The sequence below is a fragment of the Pantoea phosphatilytica genome (assembly GCF_051025615.1).
In the GTDB taxonomy this organism is placed as follows: Bacteria; Pseudomonadota; Gammaproteobacteria; order Enterobacterales; family Enterobacteriaceae; genus Pantoea.
In genome coordinates this window covers 634437-649143 of the sequence record NZ_JBPFDF010000001.1, presented here as the reverse complement: position 1 = coordinate 649143, position 14707 = coordinate 634437, and the positions used below count along the sequence as shown (strand labels likewise).

Sequence of the window (14707 nt, the reverse complement as noted above, 5' to 3'; positions counted from 1 at the left end):
GGCGCAATCGCCCTTACTGAGCCTGCCCAGGATGGCAGGTTCTGCGTTTTTTGCCGGGATGCAGGCTCACTGAGGCCGCGAGGCGCTTACAGCAGCCACTCAATCGGCAGCCGCCACACTAATCGCACCTGCAGCCGCTGCCACCAGGAGCAGCCCGGTTCATGTTTGTGCACAATCTGCTGCGCTTCGCCCGGATACTCCAGCCAGTTAACCCGCCCCCACTTATCCAGCCGCAGCGTCCAGGCCCGGTCACGCATCGACTGACTGAAACGCTGATGCGTCTCTCCGGCCAGCGCCGCACTCTCGATTACCAGCCCCATTTCGGTATTCAGCATCGCCGATCGCGGGTCGAAGTTAAACGAGCCGATAAACAGCGTCTGCTGATCCACCGAAAAGGTTTTGGCATGCAGGCTGGAGCCGGAATTACCGGTTAATCCCCGGTCGTGCGGGGCATCCTGCAGGGTCGCCTGCGGTTTCAGCTCATACAGTGCAATCCCGTGACGCAGCAATTTTTTACGCCACTTGGCGTATCCGGCGTGGACAATCGAGACATCGTTAGCCGCCAGCGAGTTGGTCAGAATGGCAATTTTGACCCCTTTGCGCTTCAGCGCCAGCAGCTGGGCCACGCCCGCGCGGGTCGGCACAAAATAGGCGGAAATGATGTCGAACTGATGTTGCGGCGTGCCGATCACCTCCAGCATCCGCTGCGGCAGCAGCGTCCGCGCGCGCGCCTTGCCCAGCCCCTTGCGCGGATCGTCGCTCAGCAGACGTGCGCGGGCCCAGGTCAGGGGCAGCGTACCCGTCTCCAGCTCCTGCAGAAGCGACGCGTTTTCCAGACGCTTCAGATAGCGCTGCACCGGTTCACTGTGACGCCACGCGGCAGGCAGACTGACGCTGTCCTCCTCCGGCTCCCCGGCATCCAGCACCTGCTGTAGCGGCGACACTGGCTTGCTGTGCCAGTAGCGTTCAAAATCGTCGGCCACTTCGTTCACTACCGGACCAATCGCCATCACGTCGAGATCGGCAAACAGCGGTTCATTGCCGGTGCCGAAATATTCGTCGCCAATGTTGCGACCGCCTACCACGGTTGTCACCCCATCAACGGTAAAACTTTTATTGTGCATCCGGCGATTCAGCCGGGCGAAGTCGGTGAGATAACCCAGCGCGCGCAGGGTGCGGAAAGAGAACGGATTAAACAGACGCACTTCAATACCGGGATGACGGTTAAGCTGCGCCAGCGTGTCGTCCAGGCCCGGCGTATTATTATCATCCAGCAGCAGCCTCACCTTTACCCCGCGCCGGGCGGCCTCCAGCACGGCGCTGAACAGCAACCGGCCCGAAAGATCGTTCTGCCAGATGTAGTACTGAATATCGAGAGATCGCTCTGCTTTCTGTATCAGCAGGTAGCGGGCGGCAAACGCATCCAGTCCGTCGCTGAGTTGATGAATGCCGCTCAGCCCAGAATGGCGCTGACACACGGGTTCCAGCCGGTTTTGCAGCCAGCTGGCACGTTCCGATGACTGGGAGAGCTCAAACGCTTCGGTCATGACAATTCCCTGTAAGATGCTGTTATTTTATTATTCCCCGGTCCGACCGCTGGCGCTATACCGCTGTTCCGAATGAGTGAAAGTTGCGGGCGTTTTTTAGTCTAGACTTAACCGGACGATCTGTGACCGGCAATGGCCGGCAGGAGAGGAATATGTCTCATCACCCCCTTACAGATACCGGCCCGCGTTACCATCCCAGCCTGTTCCGCAGCTTTTTTCAGGGCAGTTTTCCCTGCTCTGCCGCCTGTCGCACACCCGGCAAACGGCTCGACATGGTCATCAGCAGCGGACACGACATGCTGCTGGAAAAAGATTACGCCGCCCTGGCCACCCAGCATCTGCTTACCGCGCGCGACGGCGCCCGCTGGCATCTGATCGAGAAAATCCCGGGTCAGTATGACTGGCAGAGCTTTCTGCCGATGGTGGATGCCGCACAGCGTCAGCAGATAGAGATCATCTGGGAGCTGGCCCACTTCGGCTACCCCGACCACCTGAACATCTGGAAGGCGGAGTTCGTTGATCACTTCTGCCGTTTCGCCCGCGCGATGGCCCTGCTGATGCGTGACCGCGGCATTGAGCGCCCCTTCTTTACCCCAATCAATCAGATCTCCTTCTGGTCATGGGCCGGGGCGGAGGTCGCCTGGTTTAATCCTCATGCCGCCCGGCGTGGCAGGGAGCTGAAACGTCAGCTGGTCCGCGCCTCACTGGCCGCGATTCATGCCATCCGTGAGGTTTACCCCGATGCGCGCTTTGTTCTGACCGATCCACTGGTGCAGATTGCCCATCATCCTGACAACCCGGACAGTAAACCCCGGGCCGATGCGCAGCATCAGGCGCAGTTTGAAGCCTGGGATATGCTGGCGGGCCGGATCGATAAGGAGCTGGGCGGCAGTGAAGCGTGTCTGGATATTCTCGGCCTGAACTACTATCCCGATAATCACTGGTTTTTCCCCGATCAGCCGATGTCACTGACCGACCCGGAGCGGGTGCCGCTGCATATTCTGCTGGCCCGCTGCTGGGAGCGTTATCAGCGCCCGATGCTGATCGCCGAAACCGGCGCAGAGGGTGACGCACGCGCGCCCTGGCTGCAGGAGGTTGCAGAGAATGTGACGGTGGCGCTGGATCAGGGCATCGCGGTGGAGGGCATTTCGCTCTATCCGGTAGTGGAGTATCCCGCCTGGGCCGACGATCGGCGTTCGCCCGGTCCGCTGCTGGGACTCGCCGATCCCAACGGCAATCGCAACCTGCATGAGGCGTTAGCGCTGGTACTGCGCAGTCAGCAGATTAAATTCACCACCCGAAATCAGGCGTGCTGAGCCCGGTTTGTTTTGGGAGTACAGGAGTGAACGTCCAGGGAGGGATCGACAGGATGACGAATGTCGGTCAGCCAGACCATCGTCAGCAGGAACGTTACCCCGATCAGACAGGCCGCCAGTAAACCAATAATTGCGATCAGTTTATCATCTCCGGAGTCCATCGCCTTCTCCTCATTCAATCCGTTGAAGCTGTGCGTGTCAGCTCATCCAGAGCGTAATCATGAGCACAAAGATTATAAGCGTTACGGAGGTCACCGCAAGCACCACAATCGCGAAGTGCGCATCATCAAGGGACTGGCGGATCGGCTCGTCCTGATCGTCGGGCGGCAAGGGTAACGACATAACTGTCCTGTGAAAAAAAGGGTCCGCCGGGCGGTGAGAGACAGTGTAGAGGAAAGGGCGTTAACCGTCTGTTTCTTTCGCCATGAAAATAAACGGGCCCGTGCCGGGTGGCACGGGCCTGCGATCAGCTGCCGCGCCAGCGTCTGAAGATCAGTGACGTGTTGATCCCGCCAAAGGCAAAGTTGTTACTCTGGATATAGTCAGTCTCGACCTCGCGAGGCGCACCCATGATGAAGTCGAGCGCGCCGCCGTCAGCGGCCGGCTGAGTCAGGTTAAGCGTCGGCGCAAACCACCCTTCCCGCATCATCTCGATGCTCATCCAGGCTTCCAGCGCCCCGCAGGCACCCAGGGTATGCCCGAAGTAAGATTTCAGCGAGGAGATGGGCGTGGATTCACCGAACACGGCAGCCGTCGCCAGACTTTCCGCCATGTCACCCCGTTCGGTCGCCGTGCCGTGCGCATTGACATAACCGATCTCTGCTGCCGTGATCCCGGCGCTCTGCAACGCCCGTTCGATACAGATCTGCATGGTTTCCCGCTGCGGCTGGGTAATATGCGCAGCATCGCAGTTGGTGTGGAAGCCGGTCAGTTCGGCGTAGATCGTGGCACCACGCGCCTGTGCATGCTCCAGCGACTCCAGAATCAGCGTACCCGCCCCCTCGCCAATCACCAGCCCATCGCGCTGCTGGTCGAACGGCGCTGGCGTGGTGTGCGGCGCGTCGTTACGCTGGCTGGTGGCAAACAGGGTATCGAACACCGCCGCTTCCGACGGACAGAGCTCTTCCGCCCCGCCAGCCACCATCACCGTCTGATAGCCGTGACGGATCGCTTCCCAGGCATAGCCAATCGCCTGGCTGCCGGAGGTGCAGGCGCTGGAGGTGGGGATGACCCGTCCGCGCAGGCCAAAAAAGAGCCCGGCGTTGACGGCGGTGGTATGCGGCATCATCTGTACGTAGGTGGTGCCGGTAATATTGTTGGTGTGTTTCTCGGTCAGCATAGTGGCGAACTCGCTGACCGGCCCGGTACTGCCGGTCGATGAACCGTAGGCGATGCCGGTTTCGCCGCTGGTCAGCACCGGGTGGTCAATCAGGCCCGCCTGGGTCAGCGCCAGTTCGGTTGCACGGGTCGCCAGCAGCGACACGCGGCCCATCGCCCGGATGCGCTTGCGGGTGTAGTGAGCGGGCAGCGTAAAATCATCCACCGGTGCGCCCAGCAGGGTGTGCAGCCCGTCATAGACCTGCCACTCTGGCATAAAGCGCACCACGTTGCGGCCTGCACGGATGCGGGCCGCGATCTCAGCCCAGGATTCACCAAAGGCAGTCACGCCTCCCATTCCGGTGACAACGACGCGCTGCATCACAACATGCCTCCGTTAATCGAAATGACCTGACGCGTGACGTAGCCTGCGATATCGGACATCAGATAGCTCGCCAGGCCCGCCACCTCTTCGGCTGCGCCCATGCGTTTCATCGGCACAAGTTTCATCGCCTCGTCGACCACCTGCGGTGCCAGCCCTTCCATGCCGGTATCGATCAGGCCGGGCGCGATGCAGTTAACGGTGATCTTACGTTTGGCCAGCTCAATCGCCAGCGCCTTAGTGGCACCGATAATGCCCGCCTTGGCTGCGCTGTAGTTGACCTGCCCGCGATTTCCCATTATCCCGGAGACCGAAGAGAGGGTAATGATCCGGCCACCGCGTCGCAGGCCGATCATCGGCATCACGCAGGGCTGAATGACGTTGTAGAAGCTGTCGAGATTGGTGTGGATGACGCTGTCCCACTCCTGATCCGTCAGGGCCGGAAAGGCCGCATCGCGGGTAATGCCCGCATTGCTGACCACACCGTAATAGGCCCCATGCTCTTCGATATCCGCCTCAAGCGCGGCGCGGGTTGCGGCCCGATCGGCGACATCAAAGCCCAGCAGACGGCCGCTGCCGCCTGCGGCTTCGATCTGCTGCAGGCACCGCTCAGCTCCGGCGCGATCGCGATTGAAATGCACGATAATCTGAAAGCCATCCTGAGCAAGACGCAGCGCAATCGCGCGGCCAATGCCTTTACTGGCGCCCGTGACTAATACCGACTCTGTCATGGCTGTTTTCCTTGTAACATTAATTGCTGTAATTCTGCTTCATTGGGTTGATAGGTATTCAGGCGGCCGCTGGCAAGCAGTTGCGTGCCCGCGCGAATCTCACCTTCAAAACTGCCCATGCGATCGTCGCGCATCAGCAGCGTCATGCGGATATCCAGTGTGACCGCCGCGGGAAACAGCGGCTGCTCTGCCCGCCAGCCGCGTCCGCCCAGCAGCATACCGGGCGGGATCAGCGTTGCGCCGCCCTGCCGGGCGTGCCAGCCCGACCAGACGCCCACGGTCTGCGCCATCATCTCAACGCCAAACCACGCAGGCAGTTCACCCTGCGCCGTCAGAAACGGCGCCAGTACGCCATCCGCAGCGGTCGAAACCTGGCAGTGAACCTGCACATCATCGACGGCGATCAGCTGGTCTAGCAGCAGCATCGGCGCAGCGTGCGGCAGCCAGTGTGCCGCAGGAGAAGGAAAAATCATGAAACACGTCCCAGAATCAGACAGGTATTGTTGCCGCCAAAGGCGAATGAGTTAGAGGCGATGACGGGCCGCTGCAGCGCCTGCGGCCGTAACAGCAGGCCGAAATCCGGCAGGCTCTCATCCTGCGCCGCCTCGCTGAAATCCTGCGCAGGCAGCAGCAGGTTCTCCTGCAGGATCAGCGCGCTGAGAGCGGCTTCGCACACGCCCGCCGCGCCAAGCGTATGGCCGGTCAGATGTTTGGTTGAACTGCAGGGTATGCGGTTGCCGAACAGCCGCTGGATCACCCCGGCTTCCATCTGGTCGTTGAGCGGTGTGGCGGTGCCGTGCAGATTGATATAGCCAATCTGTTCCGGCAGCAGGCTGGCCCGCTGCAGTGCCATGCGCATCGCCCGTTCTGCGCCCTCGCCTTCGGGATGAGGCGCGGACATATGCCAGGCGTCAGAGGATTCCCCCGCGCCCAGCAGCGCCAGCGGCTGCGGCTCACGCGTCAGCAGCATCAGCGCCGCCCCTTCCCCAATCGAGATGCCGTCGCGATCGCGGCTGAAGGGTGCGCAGCGTCGTTCAGAGAGCGAAGCCAGGCTGTCAAATCCGTTGATCGGCATCCGGCTCAGCGAGTCTGCCCCGCCCACCAGCGCCACATCGGCCAGCCCTGCCGCGATCAGCCGCTCGCCACTCATGATGGCGCGTGCGCTGGAGGAGCAGGCGGTCGAAATAGTATAAGCCGGGCCATCCAGACGCAGATAGTGCGCCAGAAAGCGGGAAGGATCGCCTAACTCCTGCATCTGATAGTGATAATCGGGCTGCCTGCCGCGGATCTGCTCGTCGCCCTCATCCACGCCCGAGGTGCTGGTGCCCAGCACGATCGCGACCCGGCTGGCACCATAGCGGTCAATCGCCGCGTCCAGCGCCGGACGGATCTGCGCCAGCGCGGCCAGCAGCAGCTGATTGTTGCGGGTATTGTGCGCGCGCAGGGCGGCAGGGATCGGCGGTAACGCCCCTTCGACCCGGCCAAGCCAGCAGGCACGGCCGCTGCTCAGCCAGCCCTGGCTGCGCTGCATGCCAGGCGCCTCCCCTTTTTTCAGATGCGCGGCAATCTGCTGGCTGTTATTTCCCAGGGCATTCAGCATGCCGGTGGCAGCAATATAGATCATGAGGCGTCCAGCTGTTGAATATGGATCTGATAGCCAAAAGCATGCTGCCGGATGCTGATCGGCTGGCGCTGATGACCGCGTTGCAGATAGTCAATTTCGGTCACCAGATGGTTATCGGCATCGATCAGTTTTCGCTTTAACCCCTGATCCTGCAGCGTCCAGCCTGCCGGCAGCACGGCCTGCCAGCGAGCCACTGGCCAGTAGCTGAGCATAATATCCGCCAGGACCTGACTGGCAGGCGGCATCTGCGGCAGCGGCATCAGCTGCTCTGTGTGGATACCGCTGGCGTCGTAGCGCAGGCTGAACAGCCGGATGCCCACCGAGGAGAGTCCCGCCAAATCGATCTGCTGCTTATCGGCGCTGAGCAGCACCAGCAGCGACTGGCTCCGCCCTTTCACCTGCCCGGTAAGTAACTGCTGCTGCTGAAAAGCGGGTTCAATCCCCGGCGACGGCAGGGTCACTTTCACGCCCGGCTTCAGCCAGGCGGTGGGACGACTGCTGTCGGGGGCCGGTCCGGCACAGGCGCTGAGCAGCAGCGCCGTCAGCAGAACAGAGGCGGCACGGATCATCGTTTACTCCTTGATCGGGTGGGTCGCATCGCCAGCGGCGACAGCAGGAACGCGCTGAAGATGCCGCTGCATAAAACGGTGCCGAAACTGGCAATTGCGCTGGTGCTGCTGAACACCAGCATTCCCAGCGTCAGTAAGGTAGTGATCATCGCCAGCGATACCGCCAGCAGCGAGGTCAGCGGCGTGCCCTGCGGATTGCTGAAAAAGAGCGTGTAGTTAATGCCAATGCCCAGCACCAGAATCAGCGCCAGCAGGGCAAACAGGTTCAGCGAGGCGCCTGTCCAGCCCAGGGTCGACAGCGCCATCGCCAGCGACAGCACCGACGGCAGCGCGCTGCGCAGGCCCGCTCTGAGCCCCAGCCGCAGCACAAAGCTCAGCGTTATCAGCGCCAGCGCCAGTGCCAGTAATCCGCCGAGCAGAGTGCGCCAGAAGCTGAACAGCGCATCGTAGCTCGCCTTGCGGTCGATCCAGCTGACGCCCGGATGCTGCGCCGCCAGTGCCGCGAGAGCTGCGCTGTCCCGGACACCGCTGACGGGCACCAGCACCCCGCTGCGTCCATCCGGCAGCGTCAGCCAGAGCAGCCGCCAGCCTTCGCTCAGGGGGCTCGCCAGCCAGGCCGCTGGCGTCACCGGCATCGGGCTCAGATCCGGTTCAGCCAGCGCCATCCCCGCCTGCTGCAGACGGGCCCGTATGTGCGGCGCGGCCTGGTTAAGCAGCCGGAGATCCTGCTGCTGCCGGGCGAGTGACGACAGCGGCAACAGGCGATAGTGCTGCAGCCAGCCCTGCTGCTGAGCCTGCTGCAGATCCGGGGCCAGGGTTTCCAGCCGCTGCAGCGTCTGCTGCGCATCCTGACCCCAGACGACAAACCAGGTCTGATCGGCGCGCTGTCCGGTCAGGCTGGCCAGCTGGCGATCCTGCTCCAGCAGGCGGGCCGGGGCACTTTGCAGATGCGCGATATCATCATCCACCTTCAGCTGGGCGATCCCGGCCAGGGCAACGATCGCCATCGCCAGCGGCAGCCCCACGCGCAGCCCGCGCTGGCGACGCCAGGCGGCCAGCCAGCGGGCCAGCGTCACCATCAGCGGCACCGGGCGGACCGGCAGGCCGCGAACCAGCCACGGATAAATCAGTATCACCGTCAGGCAGGAGGCGGTTAATCCGCTGGCGGCAAAGACCGCCAGCTGACGCAGTCCCGGAAACGGTGCCAGCAGCATCAGCAGCCAGGCGATGGCGGTAGTGGCAAGCGCCAGCAGCAGCGTGCCGCGCACTTTGCGCAGACTCTGCCACGGCGTCTGCTGATCGCCATGCACCATCCGCTCGGTAAGATAGTAGAGCGTGTAATCCGCCGAGATGCCCACAATACTCAGGCTCATCACCAGCGTCATCAGATGCAGTTCACCGAAGCAGAGCAGCGTGACCACCGTACCCGCCAGCGCGCCGATCGCCACGGAGGTCACCGTCAGCAGCAGCGGCCGCAGCGAGCGGAAGACCAGCAGCACCAGCAGCAGCACGCCGCCCAGCGTCACGCTGCCCAGCGTCTTCACATCATGCTGCGCCCGCTGGCTGGCGCTGTCGCTGAACAGCACCGTGCCGCGCGTCAGCAGTAACGCCTGCGGCCAGCGCTGTTTCAGCTGCTGCTCCAGCGCGCTGAGCCGGGTCACAAGCGCATGACTCTGCTCAATGCTGAAAGCGTTGCTGGCCAGTTCACCGTGCAGAAAATACCACTGCTTTCCCTGCGCATCCCTGACCGTCAGCCAGCCGTCATGCAGCGACATACGGCCGGCATTCCCGGCCAGCGCCAGCTGCGAACCCCGCACCAGCATCAGCGGGTCGCCCTGCAGCTCCTGACTGCTGACGCCAGAGAAGGCCGAAAAGAGCTGCCCCAGCAGCCACGTCGCCTGCGCCTCGCCGCCGTTCTGCAACCGGCTGCGGGTCGCCTCATCAAGTAATCCATTGCGGTGCTGCCAGGCAAAACGGCCCCACTGCTGCTGCTGCTGTGCACCGAGATCGCCTTCAACCTGTTTCAGGTCAGGCAGCGCGCGCAATTGCGCCAGCCACCAGGCCGCAATCTGAGGATCGTACTGTTCACCGGGCGAAACCAGCCAGACCAGCTGGCGATCCAGCCGCTGCATAAAGCCCTGCTGAAGCGCAGGTGGCGCTGCACCCAGATTCTGCTGCGGCAGCAGCGCCAGCACGCTGCTGTTAAGCTGGCTGCGCGGCAGCAGAAAAGCGAGCGCCGCCGCCAGCAGCAGACAGAGCAGCAGCCACAGGAGGGCCAGCCTGCGATCGTTACGGCCCGGCAAAACGCGCCTTCTCTTCGTCGCTCAGCTGCGGCGGTTCGGTTCGGGTCTGACTCAGCTCAATCCGGGTTTTATCCCCCTGCCGGTCATCCAGGTTAATGCTGTCCAGGAAGGTGCTGCCCGCCAGCGAGATGCGGTTAAAGATTTTGTTGAGCGGCGCGGCCTTTGGTGTCAGATCCAGCGTCCAGGCGCCGTTGCCGCGATCGCTGAACGCCACGCTGAAGTTTTCATTGAGGACTTTTTGATCGGCCTGGAACAGCGCCCGCAGCAGATGGTTGAACTGGAACATCTGCGGGTTGCTCTCTGCGGTGATCACCTGCGGCTTCTGACCACTGAGGCTCTGCACCATGCGTTTATCATCCAGCAGCAGCGTCATCACAAACGGCGTCTGCTGATGCCACCATAATCCCTGCTCGCGGGCGATCAGCATCTGTCCATGCGATACCAGCGGCTGGCGCATCCCGGCGATGGTGCGCGTCTGGGTAAAGTCGGCCCGGATCACCGGCTGGCTGGCAAAGCGCTGCTGCAGCTGGTCCAGCGTGACCGCGCTGGCGGCACTGGCCCACAGCAGCAGGCCGGTAAGCACGATTTTCAGCATCCTTTCACTCCTAAACGTTCCAGTAAAATATCGGGCGACACGAAGCACAACGCCTGCGTCGCCTGCTCAACGGCCACCTGCAGGGTATGGGCTTTGGTGGTGACCTCTCCGGCTGCGTTGCGGACCTCATAATCGATGCGCAGACGGTTCTCATACTCTGTAATCCGGGCACTGACGCGAATGGTCTCTTCACAGCGCAGGGGCTGGCGATATTTTACCCGGGTATCGACCACCGGCCAGACATAGCCGCTGGCGGCCATCTCGCCGTAACTGTAGTTAATGCTGCGCAGCAGGGCCTCACGCGCCACTTCGAAAAAGCGGAAATAGTTGCCGTGCCAGACCACGCCCATGGGATCGCAGTCGTGGAATGAGACAGTCAGCACAACCTCAGCATGATGTTCAGTCATGGTCAGTCCCCTTGTGAGATGCCTGTGGATCAGGCAGCGTCCAGAAATCGAAAAAGTTAAACCAGTCGAGCGGCGCCAGCAGGGCGTAATGGGCCAGTCGCGCCGCGTAGCGATCGACCGCCTCCTGCAGCGCCTGCTGACGCTGCGCGCGGGGCAGCAGCAGCGGGTCGGCGAACGGCTCACAGTGAACCCGCAGTTTACCCTGTTGACGCAGTGCGAACATCAGCAGCACCGGACAGCGTAAGGCAGCCGCCAGCACAAAGGGCCCCTGCGGAAAGGGCGCGGCGCGGCCCAGAAACTCGCTCCAGATGACCCGGCGTTCACCGCCCCGCTGCGGATTTACTGCGGTGCGATCGCCGACGATCGCTACCCACTCACCCGCCTCCAGCTTCTGCTGCAGCAGGATCGCCGTTTCCGGCCCGATATCGCTGACCGGCATCAGATTGACGCCCGCCTGTGGCGCGATCGTTTCCAGCACTTCCCGGAAACGCCGGGCGTTGTCGGTGAAGACCAGGGCGTTAATCACCAGCCCGCTGACCTGCTGCGCCATGGCCCGGCAGGCTTCGATGTCGCCGAGATGGGAGGCGAGGATCAGCTTACCCTGTGGCGAGGGTGCGCGGATCACCGCTTCTGCGCCCGGTGCAAAGTCGATATCCCGGCCCCAGCGCAGATCGCCCCGCCAGCTGGCGACTTTATCCAGCATCGCCCCGGCGAAGCGCAGAAAATGACGGTAGCTGTTGAGCCGGGGCGGCAGTGAAACCTGTTGCTGCTGCGCGGCCGTGGTGACCTGCGCCAGCCACTGCCGGGAGGCGCGCCGTGCACGCTGCCCGCTGAGCCAGTAGACCGCCACCACCGGCCAGAGCAGCAGCGTAAAGGGCAGCCGCCCGCCGTAGCGATAGACCGCCAGCATAAAGCGCAATCCCCCCTGCCCGCGACGTTCACTTTCCACCGACCAGTGCGCGGGCGGCTTACGCATCGCCAGCAGACGGGGAAGGCGTGGCAGCATGCCGAAAAAGAGCCGGGTGTGCATCCAGGAGATCCGCAGATTGTCGTAGAGCGCATCGAAGTGCGACAGGCCGGTCGCCGGATAGGTGACGCGGGTCGGGATAAAGCGGCTGCGGGTGCCCTGCCAGTAGAGCCGCACCATGATCTCGGTGTCGAAATCCATGCGCTGGCCGATGGCCCGGCGGTCACACAGCGCCAGCGTCGCCGCCAGCGGATAGACCCGGAAGCCGCACATGCTGTCACGGATCGACAGCGACAGGGTTTCGATCCAGACCCAGAAGTGAGTGATATAGCGACCATACAGGCGGGATTTCGGGATCGAGTCGTCATAGAGCGGCTGGCCGGAGATCAGCGCGTCAGGATAGCGTGCCGCTTCCGCCAGCATCAGCGGCAGATCCTCTGCCTGATGCTGGCCATCGGCATCCAGCTGCACCGCATGGGTAAAGCCGCGCGCCGCCGCCGCCCGCAGACCGTGGATCACCGCCGCGCCCTTGCCCTGATTGCGTTCCAGCCGCAGCAGGCTGAGCTGCGGCGCGTGCAGCGTCGCCAGCTGAAGCTGGGTGGCCGCATCGCTGCCGTCATCCACGACGATCACCGGCAGATTAAAAGGAGCCAGCCGCGCTATCACCGACGCCATCATCGCGCCGTGGTTGTAGCAGGGGATCACCACGCAGGGCGAGAAGGTCGTGTTTAACACAGCTGGATCTTCCCGCTGCTGGCGATCTGCTCGCCCTCCGCCTTCAGCAGGCTGTAGCGGAAGCTCAGCCGGGATTTCTCTGCATCCCAGTCGAGACGCAGTTGCAGCAGCGAGTCGGGCAGCACCGGCTGCTGAAATTTGATGTTATCCATCACGGAAAAGTGTTTACCGGGTGCCAGCAGCGACACCCCATAGTGCATCACCCAGTTGAGCTGGGCCACGCCAGGCAGAATTGGCAGGTCCGTGAAGTGGCCCTGGAACCAGAACAGTCCGGCCTCCACCTGCAGGGTCAGCATCACGCTGTCACCCTGCTGCTGTCGGCTGCGTTCAATCGGTAACATGAAAAAGTTCCTCTATTTGCGGCCAGGCGCGTTTGCTCTGCGCCGTCACCGGAATGGCCGGGACAACCCGCCAGTAACGCGGCATCGCCAGCGGTTCCAGCCAGTGCTGAAGCTGCCGCTTCCACTCCTGCCTGCGCCGGTGCAGTGCCGCATCATCCAGCGGTGTGTTCAGCGACAGCACCACGCCTATCGCCTGACGTTCATGACGGGTGACCACCAGCGCCGCCGCATCGGTGACCTCCGGCAGGCTGAGCAGACGGCGCTCTATCTCACTCAGTGAGAGGCGCTTATCACCGATTTTGACGATGCGATCGTGCCGACCTGCCAGCCGGAAACCGCCGTCCGGCTCCATTTGGATGCGGTCATCCAGCGGCAGCCCGCTGGCCTTGCCGATCAGCGGCGACCAGACCTGCCAGCGATCGGGGGCGGTCTGCGCCAGTCTGACCTCAGGAAAAGCGCGCCAGTGCGGCGCCGGCCGGTCGCAGACACGCCAGGCCAGCACGCCGGTTTCGGTGCTGCCGTAGATCTCACTGACCGGGCAGCCAAAACGCTGCCAGACCTGTTGCGCATCGGCGCAAGGCAGCACACCGCCGGCAGAGATAATCCGTTCACAGACGGGCGCGGCGAGCGCATCATCCAGCCGCGACAAAAAGGCCGGGCTGCTGACGAAGAGATAACGCCCGTCACGCGGCAGCTCGGCCAGCTGTTCGCCATAGAAGATCGGCTGGGCGGCAAACGGCAGCCTGAGCATCATGGGCAGAAACAGCCGGAAGGATAAGCCGTAGAGATGCTGATGGCTGACCGAGGCGATGACCCGGCAGCCCGGTAATCGCGCGCCCCACAGTGTGCTGAGCCAGTGGCTCTCCTGCTCCATCGCCGCCAGCGTTCTGACCACCTGCCGCGGCGTGCCGGTCGATCCCGAGGTAAACAGTACCAGCTCTGCGCGTTCAGGCAGCGGCGGCAGCGCCCCCGACGCTTCGGCGTCGTCCCACGCCAGTTGCGGCAGGGTCACCGCCAGCGGCATATCGCACACCACCCCATCAAGCTGCTCCTGCATCTCCTCCAGCAGGGCGGCGCGACAGTGGCCCGGCATCACCGGCGTTTTACCGGCATACCAGCAGGCTAACAGCGCCACGCAGAAGCGGTAGCTGTCATCAAAACAGAGCGCCCAGTGCGTGCCGGGCCGGGCCGCCAGCCGCTGACTGAGCGCCACGACCTGACGGTGCATGCTGCTCAGCATCAGAGGCCGATCGCCGCGCCAGGCGACCTCGCGATCGGAGCCGGTCAGCCACGTCGCTACCCTCACTCTTTGCGCCTCACGCGCTGCCGGACACACCATTCCGCGCCCATCAGCAGGCCGATTAACAGGTAACTGATGCCGCCGTTCCACAGCGTCCAGAGCCGCAGATCGCCCCACAGGCAGGTGAACAGCGCCATGCTGCCGTTGGCCATGAAAAACAGACACCAGATTTGTGTCACGCGGCGGGTATAGCGCACGGCCGCCGCAGGCAGATCGGGCTCACGCAGCCGTGCAATGCGCTCCACCAGCGGCATTCCGCGCCAGAGGGAGCCGCCAGAGACCAGCAGCAGCGCCAGATTAACGGCGACCGGATACCAGAGCAGCAGATGCTGTGCGCGCAGTAGCTGGCTGCTGGCGCAGAGCAGCGCGCCAAGCAGCGCCAGCCAGCCCATCACGGCCCCCATCGCATGGTGCTGACGACGCAGCTGCAGCCAGCGCAGACCAAACAGCAGCGCCAGCAGCCAGAAGAGTCCCTGCCAGTGCGGCTGCGTCAGGGCCAGCCAGACCAGCAGCGGCCAGACCAGCAGCGTAAGCAGATTCAGCAGGCGAAGTATGGCGGCAGGCACGGCAGGA

The 14707-nt window shown here is 63.2% G+C and carries 16 protein-coding genes; 1 reads left to right on the top strand and 15 read right to left on the bottom strand.

The features are described 5' to 3' along the window. Positions 1–86: 86 nt before the first annotated feature. Positions 87–1547: a phospholipase D family protein gene (locus ACR6AS_RS03325; protein ID WP_434161112.1), complete on the bottom strand. Its 1461-nt coding sequence runs from the start codon at positions 1545–1547 to the stop codon at positions 87–89. 152 nt (positions 1548–1699) lie between these two features. Here ACR6AS_RS03325 and ACR6AS_RS03320 point away from each other — a divergent pair, with 152 nt between their 5' ends. Beyond that, positions 1700–2863, top strand: coding sequence for a glycoside hydrolase family 1 protein (locus ACR6AS_RS03320; RefSeq protein ID WP_293773976.1), 1164 nt, complete (start codon positions 1700–1702; stop codon positions 2861–2863). On the opposite strand, the gene ACR6AS_RS03315 is transcribed toward ACR6AS_RS03320, so the two are convergent. The 14 genes from ACR6AS_RS03315 to ACR6AS_RS03250 form a co-directional block, all read right to left on the bottom strand. Then, positions 2851–3024 (bottom strand): hypothetical protein, encoded by a 174-nt coding sequence (locus ACR6AS_RS03315; protein WP_199559963.1) that lies wholly within the window; start codon positions 3022–3024, stop codon positions 2851–2853. The genes ACR6AS_RS03320 and ACR6AS_RS03315 overlap by 13 nt on opposite strands. 37 nt (positions 3025–3061) lie before the next feature. Then, positions 3062–3205, bottom strand: coding sequence for a hypothetical protein (locus ACR6AS_RS03310; RefSeq protein ID WP_167498268.1), 144 nt, complete (start codon positions 3203–3205; stop codon positions 3062–3064). A 124-nt stretch (positions 3206–3329) separates the two neighbouring features. Further along, on the bottom strand, positions 3330–4562 hold the full coding sequence (locus tag ACR6AS_RS03305) for a beta-ketoacyl-ACP synthase (protein WP_434161957.1): 1233 nt from the start codon (positions 4560–4562) through the stop codon (positions 3330–3332). After that, positions 4562–5293 (bottom strand): 3-ketoacyl-ACP reductase FabG2, encoded by a 732-nt coding sequence (locus ACR6AS_RS03300; RefSeq protein WP_111138604.1) that lies wholly within the window; start codon positions 5291–5293, stop codon positions 4562–4564. Before ACR6AS_RS03300 ends, ACR6AS_RS03305 begins: the two co-directional genes overlap by 1 nt. Further along, entirely contained in the window at positions 5290–5766 is a 477-nt protein-coding gene (locus ACR6AS_RS03295; protein WP_111138603.1) for a hotdog family protein, read from the bottom strand. Before ACR6AS_RS03295 ends, ACR6AS_RS03300 begins: the two co-directional genes overlap by 4 nt. Next, a complete protein-coding gene (locus tag ACR6AS_RS03290) occupies positions 5763–6917 on the bottom strand; it encodes a beta-ketoacyl-[acyl-carrier-protein] synthase family protein (RefSeq protein WP_293773972.1) in 1155 nt (384 codons plus the stop codon). Before ACR6AS_RS03290 ends, ACR6AS_RS03295 begins: the two co-directional genes overlap by 4 nt. Further along, positions 6914–7486 (bottom strand): DUF3261 domain-containing protein, encoded by a 573-nt coding sequence (locus ACR6AS_RS03285; protein WP_293773970.1) that lies wholly within the window; start codon positions 7484–7486, stop codon positions 6914–6916. The genes ACR6AS_RS03290 and ACR6AS_RS03285 overlap by 4 nt, the downstream gene beginning before the upstream one ends. Next, positions 7483–9789, bottom strand: a complete 2307-nt coding sequence (locus ACR6AS_RS03280) for an MMPL family transporter (RefSeq protein WP_434161109.1) — start codon at positions 9787–9789, stop codon at positions 7483–7485. The genes ACR6AS_RS03285 and ACR6AS_RS03280 overlap by 4 nt, the downstream gene beginning before the upstream one ends. Further along, on the bottom strand, positions 9776–10384 hold the full coding sequence (locus tag ACR6AS_RS03275; RefSeq protein ID WP_111138599.1) for an outer membrane lipoprotein carrier protein LolA: 609 nt from the start codon (positions 10382–10384) through the stop codon (positions 9776–9778). The genes ACR6AS_RS03280 and ACR6AS_RS03275 overlap by 14 nt, the downstream gene beginning before the upstream one ends. Beyond that, a complete protein-coding gene (locus tag ACR6AS_RS03270) occupies positions 10378–10791 on the bottom strand; it encodes an acyl-CoA thioesterase (protein WP_293773964.1) in 414 nt (137 codons plus the stop codon). The genes ACR6AS_RS03275 and ACR6AS_RS03270 overlap by 7 nt, the downstream gene beginning before the upstream one ends. Then, entirely contained in the window at positions 10784–12493 is a 1710-nt protein-coding gene (locus tag ACR6AS_RS03265; RefSeq protein WP_111138597.1) for a glycosyltransferase family 2 protein, read from the bottom strand. The genes ACR6AS_RS03270 and ACR6AS_RS03265 overlap by 8 nt, the downstream gene beginning before the upstream one ends. After that, a complete protein-coding gene (locus tag ACR6AS_RS03260; protein WP_111138596.1) occupies positions 12487–12834 on the bottom strand; it encodes an ApeI family dehydratase in 348 nt (115 codons plus the stop codon). Before ACR6AS_RS03260 ends, ACR6AS_RS03265 begins: the two co-directional genes overlap by 7 nt. After that, entirely contained in the window at positions 12821–14140 is a 1320-nt protein-coding gene (locus ACR6AS_RS03255; RefSeq protein ID WP_111138595.1) for an AMP-binding protein, read from the bottom strand. Before ACR6AS_RS03255 ends, ACR6AS_RS03260 begins: the two co-directional genes overlap by 14 nt. After that, complete coding sequence (locus tag ACR6AS_RS03250; RefSeq protein ID WP_111138594.1) at positions 14137–14700, bottom strand: COG4648 family protein; 564 nt, start codon at positions 14698–14700, stop codon at positions 14137–14139. The genes ACR6AS_RS03255 and ACR6AS_RS03250 overlap by 4 nt, the downstream gene beginning before the upstream one ends. Positions 14701–14707 lie beyond the last annotated feature (7 nt).